Raw genomic sequence first — 18813 nt, forward strand, 5'->3', positions numbered from 1 at the left:
GCGTGGACGGTGATCCCATGCGCCGCCTTACTCTCATGCGATGTTTCACGTGCAACATCGGCGGGAGCGGGAGGACCAACCACCACGGACCGCGTCGGACCGTCGAGTTCGCTTGCAGTGGAGCTTCTGGTGGCCGCCGACCACGATCGTCGCGTGCTCGTGCCGTCTCGCCCCACGTCGGTGGTTGAGCTGACATCACATCCAGATCGTCCACGCGCGACGTTACTCCACGGCGTCGGCGACGTACGGTGCTCGCGCCCTTGTTTCACGTGAAACAACGATTGACGAAGCGTGCGGGCCGACGAGGCACGGGAGAGCACCTGTGGCGATGCCGCGGATGGAAGAGCACGGCGATCACCGAGCGACAACATCCTCCCCAATGGCGTCGGCGCGGTGCGGCAACGCCTACGCGCGACGCGGCGCTTGCGTGTCTCGCCGGATCCACCAGGACGGTTGACCGGTGACACGGTTCGAAGGAACCAAACCCAGTGCAGTGTCGCGTTCCGAGCGCTTTCGCGCGCCGGCGCCGGGAGCCGGTGCGATCAGCCGGAATAGGAACGTGGAGGGTGGCGGGAGGGGAGCGGTGCGAGTCGCTCGTGGTTTCACGTGAAACAAGCACTGCCCTCGCTACGCCCAAGTGGCCACGTGCGCGGCTCAGAGTCACTCTCTCTGTGCGTAAACCTGGCGGCGGACCACGTCATGCTCGAGGGCCCGCAGAGGCAGTGAACTAGCCCCGGATCGACCACGTTCGCTCGGGCGGCGAGGTCGCGTCGCTAGCTCGCAGACAGATACGTTCCCCAGGTTTATCCCCACCGGTTTCGTGCGTGAAACGACCGATTCCCACAGGTTTATCCACAGGCGCGTTGGGGCGCGCATTCGGTGTCCATGGTGGCCTGATGCGCGCCGTGTATCAGCGTCCGCGCCACGGTCCCCGGACGCCCGCGAGGTGCACGAGAGGCGGTAGAGTCGTGAGTCTGACGGTGTCACCACGAGCCGATGTTTCACGTGAAACAGCGATCACTCGGAAGGAGAGTGCGTGAGCAACGACGACCCGAACGCTACCGGGGGAACTCAGTCGTACGGTGGCGCGGACCGCGATGTTTCACGTGAAACAAGCGACGCGTTTGCCGCGTTCGACGAGGGCGAGGACAGCCCGCTCGCGCGCGAGATGATCGAAACCGAGCGGCGGCGCCGCGAGCTCTCGGAGGCCGACTTCCCGCACCCGTCTCGCACACGTATCTTTGCGGTCACCAACCAGAAGGGCGGGGTGGGGAAGACCACCACGACCGTCAACGTGGCGGCCGCCCTCGCCCAGAAGGGCGCCAACGTCCTCGTCATCGATGCGGACCCGCAGGGCAACGCGTCGACGGCCCTGGGAGCCGAGCACCGCTCCGGCACTCCCAGCATTTACGACGTCCTGCTCGACGATGTCCCGATGGCGCGGGTGGCGCAGCAGTGCCCGGACATTCCGACTCTCTGGTGTGTCCCCGCGACAATCGACCTCGCCGGTGCGGATATCGAGCTCGTCTCCGTGGTCCGCCGCGAGTACCGCCTCCACGATGCGCTTCAGAAGCTCATGAAGGGCCCTGGACGGGGCCTGGACTACGTCTTCATCGACTGCCCGCCCAGCCTTGGTTTGCTCACGCTGAACGCGATGGTGATCGCCCAGGAGATGCTGATCCCCATTCAGTGCGAGTACTACGCACTCGAGGGACTGACGCAGCTGATCAAGACCGTCGATATGGTGCGCAAGCACCTCAATCCGGAGCTCAGTCTGTCCACCATCGTGTTGACGATGTTCGATGCACGCACCAACTTGGCGCGAGAGGTCGCGCACGAGGTGCGCTCGCACTTCCCGCAGCAGACGCTGGCGCAGACGGTGCCGCGCTCCGTGCGCGTGTCCGAGGCGCCCAGCTTCGGACGTACGGTGATCACGCACGACCCCCATTCGAGCGGTGCGGTGGCCTACACTGCCGTCGCGCAGGAGATTGCCGAGCGAGGTCGGCACCAGGAACAGGAGAGTGGACAGGCATGAGTGGACGTCGAGGTCTCGGCCGCGGCCTGGGGGCACTGATCCCTGAACAGCCTTCCCCGTCGGATGGTCCCGTCAAGGAGCGCCCGCACGACGTCTTCTTTACGTCGAGTGCCGCAGCGGATAGCGACAAGGCCGCCGGTGAGAGCGCGGGCACGGACGACCTGCTGCCCGTTCCCGGCGCCACCTTCGCGCAGATCGACCCGCAGGACGTCACGCCGAACCCCCGCCAGCCTCGCGAGGTCTTCGACGAGGAGGCGCTGGCGGAGCTCGTGGGCTCCATCAAGGAGATCGGCGTCCTGCAGCCCATCGTCGTGCGACGCAAGGACGAGGGCGGTTACGAGCTCATCATGGGTGAGCGTCGCCTGCGTGCCTCCAAGGAGGCCGGCCTGACGGCCATCCCCGCCATCGTGCGCGACACAGGCGACGTCGACATGCTCCGCGACGCCCTCGTGGAGAACCTCCACCGCAGCCAGCTCAACCCCCTCGAAGAAGCCGCCGCCTATCAGCAGCTTCTCGAGGACTTTGGCATCACCCACGAGCAGCTCGCCGAGAAGATTTCACGCTCGCGCCCGCAGATCTCGAACACGCTGCGACTCCTGAAGCTCCCGCCGCTCGTGCAGCGACGTGTCGCCGCAGGCGTCTTGAGTGCCGGTCACGCCCGCGCACTCCTGCGTCTCGAGGACCCGGCGGCGATGGAGGCCCTTGCACAGCGCATCGTCGCCGAGGGGCTCTCCGTCAGGGCGACGGAGGAGGCCGTGACCGTGGGCGTGGACACGCCGCGAGAGCGACGCGGCACGGTGCGTGCCGGCGGCCGCACCTCGGCACTGGACGAGCTCGCCTCGCGACTGGGCGACCGCTTCGACACCAGGGTCAAGGTGGCCCTGGGCAAGGCGAAGGGTCGCATCACGATCGAGTTCGCCACCGTGGACGACCTCAACCGCATCATCCACGAGTTGTCGCCCGAGGACCCCGGCGTGCTCGCCGCAGCGGAGGAGGACGACGCCAAGGACGCCGACCAGGAATAACACCCCTGGTAAATGCCTACTTGCGGTCGAAGGCCGCGCGCGCGATGGACGTGTAGACGTCGCCGAGCGCGCGTCCGGATGCCTCCACGGCCTGGGGCAGGAGCGAGGTCTCGGTGAGCCCGGGCGTGACGTTCACGTCGATCACCTGCGCATTGCCGGTGTCGTCGAGGATGATGTCCACGCGGGAAAGGTCACGCAGGCCGAGGTTGCGGTGGACGGCGAGGGCGGTCTCCGCCACCGTCGACGCGTCGGCCTCGGACAGGCGTGCGGGAGAAAAATACTCGACGCGGCCGGGGTTGTAGCGGGCGTCGTAGTCGTAGGCACCCTCGGCCGTGATCTCGACGCCGGGAAGGGCCTCTGCGTCCGCTCCGGTGCCCAGCACGGACACGGCGACCTCGGTCCCGGTGACGGCTGCCTCGACGAGCGCCGTGTCGCCGTACGCGAAGCAGTGGACCAGGGCGCGGCTCATCGACTCGCGCTCGGTCACCAGCGTCACGCCGAGGGCGGAGCCGCCACGAGCGGGCTTCACGACGAGGGGAAGCCCGATGCGCTCGACGATCGCGTCGATGACGTGCTCGGCGCCTACCTCGCGGAACAGCGACTGGGGAAGCGTGACGTACTCGGGCGTCGCGATGCCGTCACGGGCAAAGACGGCCTTAGCGACCGACTTGACCCACGCCACACGCGCCTCGCGGGCCCTGGTGCCGACGTATGGCACGTCCAGCAGCTCGAGCAGCCCCTGCAGCGAGCCATCCTCGCCCGAGGCGCCGTGGAGCATCGGCCACACGACGACATCGGAGCGCGAACGCAAAGTAGGAATCAAGGAAGAGTCAACGTCATGGAGGGAAACCTTCAAGCCCGCGTCGCGCAGTTCCTCCTGGACCCGTCGGCCCGACCTCATCGAGACGTCGCGCTCGTGGGAGAGGCCACCGGCCAGCACCATCACGTCCATGTCAGCTCCTTCAGCAGTCGGCAGTTAGGCCAGGTCGGGGGAGGGGAAGTCCACGGCGTCTCCCGCGGGCTCGCCCGCCGCGCCGAAGATCCGCACCGTCTCCATCTCGGCGTCGATGACGCCGGCGAGGCGGCGCACGCCCTCCCGGATACGTTCGGGGGTGGGGTAGCAGAAGGACAGCCGCATGTGGTCGCGTCCCTGACCGTCGGCGTAGAACGCAGTGCCGGAGACGTAGGCGACGCGCGCAGTCACGGCGCGCGGCAGCATCGACTTGGCGTCGAGCCCCTCGGGGAGCTTGACCCACACATAGAAGCCGCCATCGGGGACGTTCCAGGACGCCTCGGGGATGTGCTCCTCGAGGGCCGAGATCATCGCGTCCCTGCGCTCCCTGTACTGCTCGCGGAACTTCTTGATCTGGCCCTGCCAGTCGAAGTGCTCCAGGTACGCGCGGATGGCCAGCTGGGAGGCGTTCGAGGGCGACAGGATCGCTGCCTCGGACGCGAGCACCAGCTTCTCGCGCACGGCGTGCGGCGCGACAGCCCACCCGACGCGATACCCCGGCGCGAAAGTCTTGGAGAACGACCCCAGGTAGATGACGCCTTCCTCGCTCATGGAACGCATCGCGGGAAGGGGCTCGGTGTCGAAGCCCAGCAGTCCGTAAGGGTTGTCCTCGAGGATCAGGACGCCGTGCCGGCGGCAGATCTCGACCACCTGGGGGCGCCGCTCGAGGGTGAGCGTCACTCCGCCCGGGTTGTGGAAGTTCGGCACCGTGTAGAGGAACTTCACCCGGCGGCCCGCGGCGGCGAGCTCGCCGAGGGTGCGGTCGAGGGCCTCGGGGACCAGGCCGTCCTCGTCCATCGGGACGTGCACCACATCGGCCTCGTGCGCCCGGAACACCCCCAGCGCACCGACGTAGGACGGGGCCTCGGCCACCACCACGTCGCCCGGGTCAAGGAAGACCGTGGAGACGAGGTCGAGGGCCTGCTGGGAGCCGGTGGTGACCACTACATCGTCCGGGTGGGCCGAGATTCCCTCGAGCGCCATCACCTGCGTGATCTGCTCGCGAAGGCCCTCGTCTCCCTGGCCGGAGCCGTACTGCAGCGCCACCTCGCCTTGCTCAACGATGAGCCGCTGCGCCATCGCGCCCAGCTCGTCGAGCGGCAGGCCGCCGATGTAGGGCATACCGCCGGCGAGCGAGACCACCTCGGGCCGGCTCGCGACGGAGAAGAGAGCTCGGATCTCGGACGCGCGCATGCGGTGTGCGCGGGCGGCGTAGGAATCGAACCAGGGGTCGAGTCGCGTGCCGTGGCTGTCCGAGGTGCTCATAGGGGTCAGTCTCCCATGCGTCGATGGTGCCGGAACGCGAAAAGCCGGGGCCTACTGGCCCCGGCTTCAGCGCGTGAAGAGGGGTGCGATCAGGCGAGTGCCTCGTCGAACAGTTCGGTGAGGGCGGGCTTGGGGCGCGCGCCGACGACGGACTTCACGACCTCGCCGTCCTTGAAGAACGCCATCGTGGGGATGGAGGTCACGCCGTAGGCCATCGCGAGCTGCGGGTTGGCGTCGGTGTCGACCTTCACCACCTTGATGCGACCGGCGTACTCGGCCGCGAGTTCGTCGAGGATGGGCGCCACGGCGCGGCACGGGCCGCACCAGGTGGCCCAGAAGTCCACGACGACCGGCACGGACGACTCGATGACCTCGGCCTTGAACGAGTCCTCGGTCGCCGCAACGGGCTCGGCGGGGAGGGCCGCCGCGGGCGACTCCTGCGGCGCCTCCACCTCGGCAACATCGGTGGCCTCGGCATCGGCCAGCGAGTCGAGGTAGTGCTGCGCGTCCAGGGCGGCAGAGCAGCCGGAACCGGCGGCGGTGATCGCCTGGCGGTAGCGGTTGTCGACAAGGTCGCCACAGGCGAAGACGCCGTCGACGTTGGTGGCCGTGGTGCGGCCCACGACCTGCACGTAGCCCTCGGCGTCGGTGTCGATCACGCCGGTGACGAGCTCGGAGCGCGGGATGTGGCCGATCGCCACGAACATCCCGGTCGCAGGGATGGTCGACTCGGCGCCGGAGACGCGGTCGCGCACGTGGATGCCGGCAAGCTTGTCGTCGCCGTCGAGGCCGGTGATCTCGGCGTTCCACACGAACTCGATCTTGGGGTCGTTCTTGGCGCGGTCGGCCATGATCTTGGACGCGCGCAGCTCGTCGCGGCGGTGGATGATCGTGACCTTGCGGGCGAAGCGCGTGAGGAAGGTGGCCTCCTCCATCGCGGAGTCGCCGCCGCCGATGACCACGACGTCCTGATCGCGGAAGAAGAAACCGTCGCACGTGGCGCACCACGAGACGCCCTTGCCCGACAGGCGCTTCTCGTCCTCGAGACCCAGCTCGCGGTAGGCGGAACCGGTGGCGAGGATGACCGCCTTGGCGGAGAACTCCTGGCCCAGGCCGGTCTTGACGGTCTTCACCGCGCCCTCGAGGCTCATCTCGGTGACGTCGTCGAAGAGGATCTCCGCACCGAAGCGCTCCGCCTGGCCCTGGAGGGTCTCCATGAGCTCGGGGCCCTGGATGCCCTCGACGAAGCCGGGGAAGTTCTCGACCTCGGTGGTGTTCATGAGCGCGCCACCCGCGGTGATGGAGCCCGCGATCACGAGGGGCTCGAGGCCGGCGCGTGCGGCGTAGATGGCGGCGGTGTAGCCGGCGGGGCCGGATCCGACGATGATCAGGTTGCGGGTGTCGCTCACGGAATGTCCTTCAGAGGGTGGCTGTCTGCGGGCCCAGGGGCCCGGCTTCGTAACAGATCGTAGAGGCCGGTTGTTCCGCGTCACAACGACCGGCCGATGCCGCCCTTAGCCTTCCCCCTCGGCTGGCGCCGTGGGTTCGGGTGAGTGGGTGAACTCGGGATACGAGTGGGTGGGCACCGAGGGGTTGTAGTCGTCGGGCGTGGTGGGAGTCGTGATGGAGCTGAACGCGATGATCGCGATCACGAGCACGGCCACGACGGTGACACCGAGGACGAGAGGTCCCGCGTTGAACGGGGCCGGGCGGTTGGCGCGTTCGCGTGCCCTCTCGAGCGCGGACGTGATGGATTCCGAACGCGGCCACCACCGGTGCAGCCTCTCGAGGAGGAGTTGCGAGACGGTGCCCCCGCGACGGGCGTCCTGCACCGACACGATCTCCTCGAGCGCCTCGATCGGCTCGTGCTTGGCGTCGGGAACGCGGGGTGTCTCGGCGGGCGCGGCGGGCCGGAAGGCGGCCTCGAGCTCCTCGATGGCCGCGTCCTCGGCGAGGACCCGCTCAGCCTCGGCCGTTGCGGTCGCGGCGACCGCCGCCGCAAGGGTCGCCTCCTCGACGTGGGGCATCTCCTCGTCGGGCGTGGGAGCGGACGGGGCCGATGCACTAGCGGCCGACGCAGGCGAGGGCGTGGCTGCGGGGGTCGCCACGGACGGGGCGGAGCCTCCGAGGTCGGGGGTCAGCGCGTGCCGGGAGTCGTGGTGACGGGGCTTGGCGGCGGCGCGTAAGGCGCGCGAGTCAGCGGGGCCGAGCGCGCGTGACACCTCGGCGAGCGATGTCGGGGGGTCCTCGGCGAGGACGCCGAGCCACAGTGAGGTGCCCGCCGAACCGAGGCCCTGGGGGACATCGGAGGCGGCAAGGTAGTCCAGGGGCCCACCGGTGACGGCGAGGGCGTACAGGCCGGCCAGGGCCGCGGCATCGGCCTCCTGTGAGGCGACGGCCTCACCACTGGCGTCCGCTTCGACGAGTGCCGCCTCAATGCCGAGGCCCGTGACCAGCACGCGCCCTGCAGGGGTGACCGTCAGCGCCGCGGGGCGCAGGTGACCGTGGTGAATGCCGTCGGCGGCCGCCGCCTCGAGGGCTCGCGCCGCCTCGCCCACGAGGGCCGCCGCGGCATGGGGCGACAGCGGCGTCTCGCCGAGCAGGGTGGCCCCGTTCACGCCCCGGGGACGTTCGGTGACGATGTACGTGGTGCGTTCAGAGTCCTCGACGTGGACGCCTGAGGACAGCACGCGGGGGAAGCGGGCATCGCGCACCTTTGCCGTGAGCGCGGCTGCCCGCCTGGCGTCATCGGCGCGCGGACCGGTGAGGGCATCGAGCGTGACGCGCTGCGCGAGACGCGTGTCCTCCGCCACCCACCGCTCGACACCGGGGATGTCATAGGGCACGTGATGAAGAAGAGTGAAGCGTCGACCGACGGTCGTGCCCGCGTGCACCGTGACGTGCCCCTTTCGCCCCAATTCCCTGCTGTGAGCCCTCATCCTACGTTGCGTGTGGCGGGGTCGGTGAGTCCGCGCGCCGCGGGCGGTGCAGACGGCTTAGCGGCGTCGGCGACCGGGGAGACGGCGCATGAGGGGACCGGCGACGACATCGAGCTCCGTGACCTTCAGGGCCTTCGTGACGGCTGCGTACACCACGAGCATCACGAGGCCGGCAGCCACCGTGACGCCGCCGGCGATGAACACACCTGACCAGCCGCTGAGGTCCTCGACGTCCGGCGCGGCCTTCAGCGCGAGCCATCCGACGACGCCGGCGGCGAGCGCACCGACCAGCGCCTTGACGTGGACCGTGAGGACCCGGCGCCCGTCGAGGCCACGCAGCCGCCGGCGCAGACCGCCCGCGCGCAGGAGCATGCCCGTGTAGTTCGATGCCGCGAGGCCGAGACCCACACCCACGGTCCACCACCGAGGCTCCGCGAGTGCCTGCACCGCATAGGCGGTGCCCACCCACGCGATCGACATGGGGATCTGCATGAAGAAAATCGCCCGGGCGTCCTCAAGCGCGAAGTAGAGGCGTTTGAACAGCACGGTCGCACCCAGCGGCACCAGTCCCAGTGTCATCGCGATCACAATCGCGGAGATGGATTGCACCTCGTCGAGGGTGGCGGTGGGCAGGGCAACACGGACCAGGTACTGCGAGACGACGATCATCGCGACAGTGGCGAATACCGTGAAGACGCCGGCGGACCTCAGACCCTGGGAGAGGTCGGCGCGCAGGCCATCCATGTCGCGATTGGCAGCGTGCCGCGCCATCGCGGTGTACATCGCGGTCACCAAGGAGATGGTGACGAGCGAGTGGGGAACGATATAGAGCGACAGGGCCTGGAAGTACGCGGCGTTACCGGCGATGGACGTGTCGATTCTGCCGTCGGGGAGGACCTGCGCGGCGGCGGAGACTTGGGTCACCATGGCGACGCCGATCTGCTCCAGGATGACCGCGGCGAGTGACCACGCGGCGATGGTGCCGATGCCGGACAGCTCGCCCTTGGGTCCGCGCCACTGCCAGCGCCAGTGGTAGCCGCCGCGTACCAAGGGGACCAGCAGGATGAGCGCCTGCGCGGCGATGCCGAGCGTCGCGACGCCTCCGATGAGGGCGATGCGGTCGGGCGTCCAGAGGTCGGCCACCACGCTGAGGTCCTCCCCGGCCGGGCCGGGGGCGATGTACCGCCCGAAGGTGACCAGGTAGACGCCGAGGCCGGCGATCGACACCACGTTGTTGAGCACGGGAGCCCACATGAAGGGGCCGAACTGCTCGCGCGCGTTGAGGACCTGCCCCAGCAGCGTGTACAGGCAGTAGAAGAAAAGCTGCGGGATGCACCAATACGAGAATGCGACGGCGAGCGCCGTGAGCTCGCTTGGCCAGTCGTCGGTGTAGAGCTCGACCCACACCGGCGCCAACAGCGTGGCGACGATTGTCACGACAAGCGAGATGACGGTGCCGAGCGTCAGGATGCGGTCGACGGTGCGCTTGCCGCCCTCGCGCTGGAAGGCGCGCACGATCTGTGGCACCAGGACGGCGTTGAGCACGCCCGCGGCAAGGATGGCGAACATCGCATTGGGGAGCCGGTTCGCGATGTCGTAGGCGTTAGCAGCGGCCGCGGTGGCGCCGATGGCGGCCACGAGCATCGCGTTGCGGACGAATCCCAAGGCACGTGAGACGGCCGTGCCGGCAGCCATGACCGCGGTGTTTCTGGTGATCGACCGCCGCCGGCGTCCGGCAAGAGTCATGCCGTCCTCGGACGGCGCAGCGCCGTCGCCGGCTCCGGCGGGCTCACCGCCGCGAGGGGACTGCTCAGACATCGTTGCGTTCCTTCTCGGGTGTGCCGGACTCTCCCGTGGCGTCGGCCTCCTGGAGGGCACTGACGTCGGTGAGCGGCTCGGCGGGCGCGGGAACGGGCTTGAGCCGAGTATCCGAACGGCCGCGTCGAATGGTGCGGAGCACTCCGGCGATGAGGAGCAGCACCAGCAGCGCCGTGAAGATCGTGGCGCCCGCGGTGCCCCAATCGGCACGGACACGGATGTCGAAGGTTTGGAGCGGGGCGATCTGCTCGCCGTCGGAGGTCTCGAGACCCACCACCACGGTCACGTTCGCCGTCGACACCGCGGAAACCGACACGAGTGCCGTCGCCTCCTGGCCAGCCTTGACGGTGATCTCGGGGGCACTCTCGACAATGAGGTTGGGTGAGTTGCTCACCAGGCTCACGGTGACGGTCGCGTCTCTATCGAGGGTGTTCACCACCGTGATCGGGATGTCGCCGGAGTCGGCCAGCAGGTTGAGGTCGGATCCCTCGGCGATGGTGACTCCCATCAGGGTCGCCTCCGAGCCGGAGAGCGCCGACGTGAGGGCGGCGTCGCGCAGGACCGACGATGTGCGGCCCGCGGCCGGAACACCCGCGACCAGCCCAGAGCCCCATTCTTCGAGGGCGTCGTCCGGACGCTCGGTCACGGTGGACAGCGTGGCGAGGCTCGACAGGCGCTGGGTCAGCGTCGCGACATCGTCGGCGGGCAAGTCGTTGTCGACGTCGCGGCTGGCGGGAAGTTCCACCGACGCGTCGAACGCTGAGGCCTGCTCCGCCAGATCCTCGACCGACACGGGCGTGACCCACGGGGTGGCCAGCAGGGTCTCGACGAGGTGAGCCCCAGCGGGGCCCACGGCACCGTCGGTGCCGAGGGAGACGAGCACGGCATCGTCCTCGGTGAGGGCCGATGCCGCGACGAGCGCACCGTCGACGACAGGGTCGCTCGCGGCGCCGGCGATGATCTCGCTGAGGACCCGGTCGGGCGACAGGATGGGCATGGTCGAGTCCTGCGCTACCGAAAGGGACGAGGTCAGATCCTCGCTCCCGACCGTTCCGGGGAGCGCGATCGCGGCGATCGACCCCGCTTGAGCCGCGAGTTCGAGTGTCGCCTGATCGAGGACCGGGACGGGTGTCACGAGGCCCATCTTGTCCGTGGTGAGGACCGTGGACCCGCTCGCTTGTGAGGTGGCGACGTCGAAGAGGCTTGCACCCTCGCCGTGAGCCAGCGATGTCATATCCGGGTCGCCTGCCGGCAGCCGCATCACCTCGCGCTCGAGCAGGGAATGATCAAAGACGGTGGCGTTCGTCAGCGCCGTCGGATCCACCGCGACGGCGACCCCCTCCAGAGCGGTGGACTCGAGGGTGGTGGCGACGTCCGCCGGGGTGCCATCGGCAACCGCGAGAACAGCCACGTTGAGATTCCCCGGCTGGGCGTCGACCCAGGTCGTCACTGCGGTCCGCACGTGCACGGTTTCCGTGCCCGACACGAGGTCGAGCGAGATGCCGTAGACACCCCACTCCCCAGTGGGGAGCCCCAACTCGTCCGCGGGGACCTCAATGTTCATCACCGTCGCGCCGCCCGCCTCGAGCGTCTCGCCCGTGGGGGTGACATCGGCGTCGGCATCGGCATCCGCATCGGCGTCCGTGCCCGAAGCGCTGGTGTCGGCGTCGGGCTCGGGCTCATCCTCGGGGGCGAGCGCGACCTGTGTGGTGGCCGCCGAGGAGGGGTCCTCGAGGAAGGCGGCCATCGCATCGGTGCTGTCCAGCGGCTCCGAGGTGAGAGACAGCGCGAGCTGGATACCCTCCACCGCCTCGGAACCGCCGTTGCGAACCGTGACGGACGCGGAGAGGTCGCCACCGGGTTCGAGAATGGTGGGGCCCACCGAACGCAACTCGCCGGTGAGGGTGCCGGCGGCATCGGCCTCCTGGACCGGGACGATGGCAGCGGTGGCCCCCGCGATGAGGGCGACGGCCGCGGCGAGGGCGGCGCGCATCAGGATCCGTTCGCGAGCAGGTCGACCGCCACCTGGGCCATCTTGCGCTCGTTGGGGAAAGCGAGGCGACGGCACAGGTCGTTGACCGCGATCCACTCGGCCACCTCGGCCTCCTGATCAGGGTCGTTCTCGGTGGTGATGATCCCGCCCTTGGCCTCGAGGAGGTAGTGGTGAACCACCTTGTGAACGCGGCGATCGTCCCCGGTAAACCAGTAGTCGATGACGCCGATGGGACGGATGATTTCGGCCGTGATGCCGGTCTCCTCGGCGACCTCGCGGATCGCCGCCTCCTCCGGGGTCTCGACGCCCTCGATGTGGCCCTTGGGCAGGCACCACTCGAGCTTTCCGGCGCGGTTGCGGCGCCCGATGCAGGCCGCGAAGGCTACGCCGTCGACGATCTTCAGCGCGATGCCGCCGGCCGAGGTCTCGTTCGAGACGGGAAGCTGCGCCGCCCGCTGCGCCGCGTTCTCGCGTCGACGCCGCAGCGCCGAGCCGCCGGGAGGCGGAGGCGCCGGGATCGGACGCGGGACGGGGGGACGAGGCATGCGCCAACTCTAACGAGCCGGGCCGCGGCGGCGGCGCACCCCGCCCCGGTCGCCGCGTCCCCCGTTCGCGGGCGCCCCCGTGTTCACGGTGATCTGGGACGATAGGGACCGTGACCGCCCCCGATCTGCCCTCCCTCGACGTGCTGCGCCAGCGCGCCGGACTGCTGTGGGACGCGCTGCCTCCCGAGATCCTCGACCTCGCCGCGAGGTTCCATTCCGCCGGCCACGAGTTGGCGCTGGTGGGCGGTCCCGTGCGTGACGCGTTCCTGGGCCGCTCCAGCTCCGACATGGACCTCACCACTTCCGCGCGCCCCGACGAGACGGAGCGTCTGCTGAAGGAGTGGACGCGCACCACGTGGGATGTGGGTCGCGACTTCGGCACCATCGGCGGCCGCAAGGGCGACCTCATGGTGGAGATCACCACCTACCGGGCGGACGAGTACGACGGCGAGACCCGCAAGCCCGTGGTGGCGTTCGGCGACTCGCTCGAGGGCGACCTTGCCCGTCGAGACTTCACGATCAACGCGATGGCGGTGCGCCTGCCGTCGAAGGAACTCGTGGACCTCCACGGCGGCCTCGAGGACCTCGCGGGCGGGCTGCTGCGTACCCCCATCGAGCCCGACGTGTCGTTCGCCGACGACCCGCTGCGCATGATGCGCGCGGCGCGATTCGCGGCGCAGCTGTCGCTCGACATCGAACCCGCCACCTTCGCGGCGATGCACCGGCTTGCCGAGCGCATCTCGATCGTCTCCGCCGAGCGGGTGCGGGACGAACTGTGCAAGCTGCTCGTGGCATCGGACCCCCGGGCGGGACTGGCGGCGCTGACCGACTCCGGCATCGCCGACCATGTGCTGCCCGAGCTTCCCGCGCTGCGGCTCGAGGTGGACGAGCACCACCACCACAAGGACGTCTACGAGCACACCTTGACCGTCGTGGACCAGGCGATCGCGCTCGAGACTGGACCCGACGGCGCCGTCCCCGGCCCGGACCTCACCCTGCGCCTCGCGGCGCTGCTGCACGACATCGGCAAGCCTCCCACCAAGCGCAACGAGCCCGGCGGTGGGGTCTCCTTCCACCACCACGAGGTGGTGGGCGCCAAGATGACGCGCAAGCGCCTCAAGGAGCTGCGGTTCGACAAGGAGACCATCAAGGCGGTCACGCACCTTGTCGAGATGCACCTGAGGTTCCACGGCTACGCCGACGCACGCTGGTCGGACTCGGCAGTGCGCCGCTACGTGACCGACGCTGGCGACCAGCTGGAGCGCCTGCACCGCCTCACGCGGGCGGACGTGACGACGCGCAACCGCCGCAAGGCCGACCGGCTCTCGTTCGCCTACGACGACCTGGAGCACCGGATCGCCGAGCTGCGCGAGCAGGAGGAGATCGACTCGATCCGCCCCGACCTGGACGGCAACCAGATCCAGGCGATCCTCGGCATCGGCCCCGGGCGCGAGATCGGCATGGCGTACAAGCACCTGCTGGAGCTGCGCATGGAGCACGGGCCGCTGGGTGAGGAGCGCGCGACGGCCATGCTGAAGGAGTGGTGGGAGGCGCGCTAGCCCCCTCTTCCTCCCTTCCTGGCGCAAATGGGGACATTTGCGGTACACCGGGCGGGTTGCTGCCGCATTCCGGGCCACCAGGAGCCGTCGATGGCTACGGTGCTCGCATGCTGCTCGTCATCGCGATCCCGCTCGCGCTGCTTCCCTTCGCTACCGCTGTCGTCGCGATGGTGCTCTGGGGATTGGCGCGCCCCGGGTCGGCGCGATCGGCGAGTATCACCTCGGGGTATCCGACCACGGTGATGACATGGCTGATCGCCGGTCCAGCGGGCGCGGCGGCGGCGATGGGCCTCATCGTGGGGCTTCAAGGCGGGGAGCATGGGGGTGACGGGAACGGGCCGGAGGCGCATGACGACTTTCCACCGCCGTGGGACTTGGTCATGTTGATCCTTGCGCTGGGCGCGGCCGCGGTCATCGTCCTCGCGCATCTGACGCGGCGAAGGCCGGGCCCTCCGGCGTGGTGGATGCTCGTCGCCGCGACACCGGGTGTCGGCGCGGTCGGGTGGGCCGTCGTGTCGAGCATCGCGACAGGAGAGATCACGCCGACTGTGCTCGGACTTGTCATGATCGGCGGCGGGATCGCGAATGGGGTGCTGGCGATGCGTGCGCAGGCCGCTCGGGCCGCGACCATGCCCGCGTCGGCGATGCGCCCCTTCTAAGCACGCTCCGCGGCAGCGGACGGCTCGCGCGGCGCTCGCACCCACACCAGCGCCACCACCACATACGCCGCGGCCACGCACGCCATCAACAGGTGCGAGTAGCCGTCGTCGGGAAGCGTGAGTCCAGCGATCACCGCCGCCCCGACAAAGGCAACGTTGTAGGCCATGTCGTACAGGGTGAACGCGCGGCCGCGATAGCGGTCGTCGGTGTCGCGCTGCACGATGGTGTCGACAGCGATCTTCGCGCCCTGGACCGCGAAGCTCACCACCACCGCGGCTCCCAGCAACGCCCACGGCGCCGGCGAGATCGCGAGCAACGCCTGCCCGGCGGCGCCCACCCCCAGGCACACCAGGATCCACCGATGCCGCGAAATGCGGTCACCGAAGAGCGGGGTCAGCACCGCCGCGAGTCCGAAACCCACCGCGGCCACCCCCACCACGATGGAGAACGCGCCGAGCGCCTCCTCGGGCCGGTCGGGATCTCCCAGCACGTTCCGCGAGATGAGGATCGATGCGACGAACATCAGGCCGTACAGAAGCCGCTGCGCCGCCATCACGGCCAGCGCGTGGAACGGCGTGACCCGCGCGTGCAGGTACCGCACGCCGTCGGCCAGTTCGGTCGCCAACGCCCGCAGCCTGGCCCCGAGCTCGCCTGCCTCGAGGGGCTCAGCCGGGCCCAGTGCTCGGTGGCCGATGCGTGTGGCGGCCAGTGCCGCCAAGCCAAACCCGACGCACGCGCCGAGTAGGGAGGCCGAGGCGAGGCCGGCATCGGACGCCTGGGGGGCGATGAAGGTGACGATGCCGCCGATGCCGCCGCCCACCGCCGCCGCGATGGTGCCGAGCGTGGGGAGGACGGCGTTGGCGGTGAGGAGCTCGTGGGGTGCGACGACGCGGGGGAGTCCTGCGGTGAGCGACGCGAGCAGGAAACGGTTCACCGACAGCGCGACGAGGGCGAGCGCGTAGAGCGACCAGCGCGGGCCGTCGACGGCGAGCACCGCGAGGATGGCAGCCACGAGTGCGACGCGAATGAGGTTGGCGACCACGAGGATCCGCTGACGCTGCCACCTGTCGATGAGCGGCCCCACGAACGGGCCGATGACGGTGAAGGGCGCGAGCAGCACCGCGAAGCCGGCCGCGATGGCCTCGGGCGAGGTCGCCATCGTGGGGTCGAAGAAGAAGGCTGCGGCGATGCCCACCTGGAACATGCCGTCGCCGCCCTGGGACAGGAGCCGCTGGTACGTGAGCTGCCGGAAGCCGCGCGAATGCCACAGCGCGGCGACGTCTCGGGCGAGTGACACGCGGCAAGCCTAGGCGGTGCCCGATGCCGCGCCCGCGCGCATTCCCGGTCTCGCCAAGCGCGAACGCGGGTCGCGCCGCCGGGGAAGGCGCGCCATGGTGGAGGGATGACTACTCCCCAGCGCATTGCCATCGTCGGCGGCCACGGCAAGGTCGCCCTCCAGCTCATCCCGATCCTCGTGGGGCGCGGCCGTGAGGTCGTCGCCCTCGCCCGCTCCGAGAGTCAGCTTCTTGAACTCGCAAGGATGGGTGCCGCGCCCCGCCGTCTCGACATCGAGAGCGCCACCGAGGAGGAGTTTGCCCAGGCCTTCCAGGGGTGCGACGCGGTGGTGTTCGCCGCCGGCGGCGGCCCCGACGGGAACATCGAGCGCAAGCGAACGGTGGACCTCGAGGGCTCGACCAAGTCGATCGCCGGTGCCAAGGCCGCGGGGATCTCGCGGTTCGTGCAGGTCAGCGCCATCGGCGTCGACAATCCGCTTCCCGAAGACACGGAGCCGGTGTGGAAGGCCTACGTGGAGGCCAAGCGCGACGCCGATGCCGCGCTGCGCGAGTCGGGCCTCGACTGGACCATCATCCGGCCCGGCGGCCTCACCGACGACCCGCCCACGGGCGTGGTGCACGTCGCCGAGCAGGTGGACCGCGCCCAGGTGCCGCGCGCCGACGTCGCCCACGTCCTCGCCGACTGCCTCGACCAGGACGTCAGCATCGGCCACCAGTGGGAGCTCATCAGCGGAGAGACGCCCATCGTTCGGGCACTGCAGGCGGCGGCGGGAGCGTAGGCCGGCCACAGCATCGGCCACCCGTGCGGTGGATTTTGTCTCATTGCCGCTCTTAGGCGAGCCAAATGGATCCATTTGACGGGAAAGAGCACGAGGCCCGGATCACCCCCACACTGGGTGATCCGGGCCTCGTGTCATGCATGGGCCGTGTCGAGGCGGCCCTTCCGGGGACTGCTTAGCGCTCGACCTCGCCGGCGATGAAGGCCTCGAGCTGGGCGCGGCCCTTGCCGTCCTCCATCTGGACCGGCGGCGACTTCATGAAGTAGGTCGCGGCGGACAGGATGGGGCCGCCGATGCCGCGGTCCTTGGCGATCTTCGCGGCGCGCACGGCGTCGATGATGATGCCGGCCGAGTTGGGGGAGTCCCACACCTCGAGCTTGTACTCGAGGTTCAGGGGAACCTCACCGAAGGCCGAGCCCTCGAGGCGCACGTACGCCCACTTGCGGTCGTCGAGCCAGGCGACGTAGTCCGAGGGGCCGATGTGCACGTCGCGGCCGTCCTTGATGCCACCGAGGGGGCCGGACAGGTTGGAGGTGACGGCCTGGGTCTTCGAGACCTTCTTGGACTCCAGGCGCTCGCGCTCGAGCATGTTCTTGAAGTCCATGTTGCCGCCGACGTTCAGCTGGTACGTGCGGTCCAGGCGCACGCCGCGGTCCTCGAACAGCTTCGCCATCACGCGGTGCGTGATGGTGGCGCCCACCTGCGACTTGATGTCATCGCCGACGATCGGCACGCCGGCGTCCTCGAACTTCTTAGCCCACTCGGGGTCGGAGGCGATGAAGACGGGGAGGGCGTTGACGAAGGCCACGCCGGCGTCGATGGCGCACTGGGCGTAGTACTTCGCGGCCTCCTCGGAGCCCACGGGGAGGTAGCAGACGAGGACGTCGGCCTCGGTGTCCTTGAGGACCTGGACCACGTCGACGGGGGCCTCGTCCGACTCGACGATGGTCTGGCGGTAGTACTTACCAAGGCCGTCGAGGGTGACGCCGCGCTGGACCTGGATGTCGGTCTTGGGGACGTCGCAGATCTTGATGGTGTTGTTCTCGGAGGCGAGGGTGGCCTCGACGAGCTCCTTGCCGACCTTGAGCGAGTCGACGTCGAACGCCGCCACGAACTCGATGTCGGAGACGTGGTAGTCGCCGAACTGGACGTGCATGAGGCCGGGGACAGTCTCGTCGGCAGGGGTGTCCTTGTAGAACTCGACGCCCTGGATGAGCGACGTCGCGCAGTTACCCACGCCGACGATCGCGACACGCAGTGAAGCCATGCTTGATCTCTCCTTAGTTGTCACCGGCAGATGCGGTGTGGGGGTTCTCTCCGCGAGATGCGGAACGTTCGTTCTCGATGAGCCTGTCGAGCCACTCGACCTCGCGCTCGACGCGCTCAAGCCCATGACGCTGCAGCTCCGCCGTGTAGGCGTCGTGACGCTCACGCACGCGCGCGAGCCCCTCCGAGATCTCTTCGAGCCTCTCGGACAGTCGGGAGCGACGACCCTCGAGGATGCGCAGGCGCGTCGCGGAGTCGGTGCGCGTGAACAGCGAGAAGCGCACGTCGAAGGTTTCGTCGTCCCAGGCCGATGCGGTGGACGAGGCGAGCTCGTCGTGCAGCCGCTCTTGGCCGGGCTCGGTGAGGCGGTAGGCGATGCGCGAGCGCTTGGACCCGGTGGGGCGCGCGGCGTCGTCGGCGTCGCCGACGATGAGGCCCGAGGCCACCATGCGCTTGAGGCACGGGTAGAGCGATCCGTAACTGAGCGCGCGGAACGGGCCCAGTTCGCCGCCCAGGCGCTTGCGGATCTGATAGCCGTGGAGGGGCTGCTCGGCGAGCATGCCGAGGATGGCCAGCGACAGCACGTCGGTCTTGGCCACTCTCGCCTCCTCGGCTTCACAC

Annotated in this window: 15 protein-coding genes; 5 read left to right on the plus strand and 10 right to left on the minus strand. The window is 69.4% G+C overall.

The features are described from left to right. Positions 1-1036 precede the first annotated feature (1036 nt). Positions 1037-2035 (plus strand): AAA family ATPase, encoded by a 999-nt coding sequence (locus tag B7K26_RS12375; RefSeq protein ID WP_304441440.1) that lies wholly within the window; start codon positions 1037-1039, stop codon positions 2033-2035. Further along, entirely contained in the window at positions 2032-3060 is a 1029-nt protein-coding gene (locus tag B7K26_RS12380; RefSeq protein ID WP_084079506.1) for a ParB/RepB/Spo0J family partition protein, read from the plus strand. Before B7K26_RS12375 ends, B7K26_RS12380 begins: the two co-directional genes overlap by 4 nt. Positions 3061-3076: 16 nt before the next feature. On the opposite strand, the gene B7K26_RS12385 is transcribed toward B7K26_RS12380, so the two are convergent. From B7K26_RS12385 to B7K26_RS12415, 7 genes are all read right to left on the minus strand, one after another. Beyond that, positions 3077-4012, minus strand: a complete 936-nt coding sequence (locus B7K26_RS12385; protein ID WP_084079507.1) for a D-alanine--D-alanine ligase — start codon at positions 4010-4012, stop codon at positions 3077-3079. Between the two features lie 24 nt (positions 4013-4036). Further along, a complete protein-coding gene (locus B7K26_RS12390) occupies positions 4037-5338 on the minus strand; it encodes a PLP-dependent aminotransferase family protein (RefSeq protein WP_084079508.1) in 1302 nt (433 codons plus the stop codon). An 89-nt stretch (positions 5339-5427) separates the two neighbouring features. Then, the gene (gene trxB / locus B7K26_RS12395; RefSeq protein WP_084079509.1) at positions 5428-6747 is read right to left on the minus strand and encodes a thioredoxin-disulfide reductase; all 1320 of its coding nucleotides are present in this window, start codon (positions 6745-6747) and stop codon (positions 5428-5430) included. A 105-nt stretch (positions 6748-6852) separates the two neighbouring features. After that, complete coding sequence (locus tag B7K26_RS12400) at positions 6853-8184, minus strand: hypothetical protein (protein WP_143340706.1); 1332 nt, start codon at positions 8182-8184, stop codon at positions 6853-6855. Positions 8185-8334: 150 nt separating this feature from the next. Continuing rightward, complete coding sequence (murJ, locus tag B7K26_RS12405) at positions 8335-10095, minus strand: murein biosynthesis integral membrane protein MurJ (RefSeq protein ID WP_084079511.1); 1761 nt, start codon at positions 10093-10095, stop codon at positions 8335-8337. Further along, the gene (locus B7K26_RS12410) at positions 10088-12088 is read right to left on the minus strand and encodes a DUF6049 family protein (protein WP_084079512.1); all 2001 of its coding nucleotides are present in this window, start codon (positions 12086-12088) and stop codon (positions 10088-10090) included. The genes murJ and B7K26_RS12410 overlap by 8 nt, the downstream gene beginning before the upstream one ends. Next, a complete protein-coding gene (locus tag B7K26_RS12415) occupies positions 12088-12633 on the minus strand; it encodes an NUDIX hydrolase (RefSeq protein ID WP_084079513.1) in 546 nt (181 codons plus the stop codon). The genes B7K26_RS12410 and B7K26_RS12415 overlap by 1 nt, the downstream gene beginning before the upstream one ends. Positions 12634-12743: 110 nt before the next feature. On the opposite strand from B7K26_RS12415, the gene B7K26_RS12420 reads away from it, so the two are divergent. Together B7K26_RS12420 and B7K26_RS12425 are read left to right on the plus strand one after the other, a co-directional pair. Continuing rightward, complete coding sequence (locus B7K26_RS12420) at positions 12744-14192, plus strand: CCA tRNA nucleotidyltransferase (RefSeq protein ID WP_143340707.1); 1449 nt, start codon at positions 12744-12746, stop codon at positions 14190-14192. A 107-nt stretch (positions 14193-14299) separates the two neighbouring features. After that, positions 14300-14851, plus strand: coding sequence for a hypothetical protein (locus B7K26_RS12425; protein ID WP_084079515.1), 552 nt, complete (start codon positions 14300-14302; stop codon positions 14849-14851). On the opposite strand, the gene B7K26_RS12430 is transcribed toward B7K26_RS12425, so the two are convergent. Further along, positions 14848-16149: an MFS transporter gene (locus B7K26_RS12430; RefSeq protein WP_084079516.1), complete on the minus strand. Its 1302-nt coding sequence runs from the start codon at positions 16147-16149 to the stop codon at positions 14848-14850. The two genes, B7K26_RS12425 and B7K26_RS12430, sit on opposite strands and share 4 nt — an antisense overlap. Before the next feature lie 105 nt (positions 16150-16254). On the opposite strand from B7K26_RS12430, the gene B7K26_RS12435 reads away from it, so the two are divergent. Continuing rightward, complete coding sequence (locus B7K26_RS12435) at positions 16255-16926, plus strand: SDR family oxidoreductase (RefSeq protein ID WP_084079517.1); 672 nt, start codon at positions 16255-16257, stop codon at positions 16924-16926. Between the two features lie 175 nt (positions 16927-17101). On the opposite strand, the gene B7K26_RS12440 is transcribed toward B7K26_RS12435, so the two are convergent. Together B7K26_RS12440 and B7K26_RS12445 are read right to left on the minus strand one after the other, a co-directional pair. Further along, positions 17102-18193 (minus strand): inositol-3-phosphate synthase, encoded by a 1092-nt coding sequence (locus tag B7K26_RS12440; protein ID WP_084079518.1) that lies wholly within the window; start codon positions 18191-18193, stop codon positions 17102-17104. A gap of 13 nt (positions 18194-18206) precedes the next feature. Then, positions 18207-18791 (minus strand): PadR family transcriptional regulator, encoded by a 585-nt coding sequence (locus B7K26_RS12445; RefSeq protein WP_234998813.1) that lies wholly within the window; start codon positions 18789-18791, stop codon positions 18207-18209. Positions 18792-18813: the final 22 nt, after the last annotated feature.

This window comes from Demequina sp. NBRC 110057 (genome assembly GCF_002090175.1).
Taxonomy (GTDB): Bacteria; Actinomycetota; Actinomycetes; order Actinomycetales; family Demequinaceae; genus Demequina.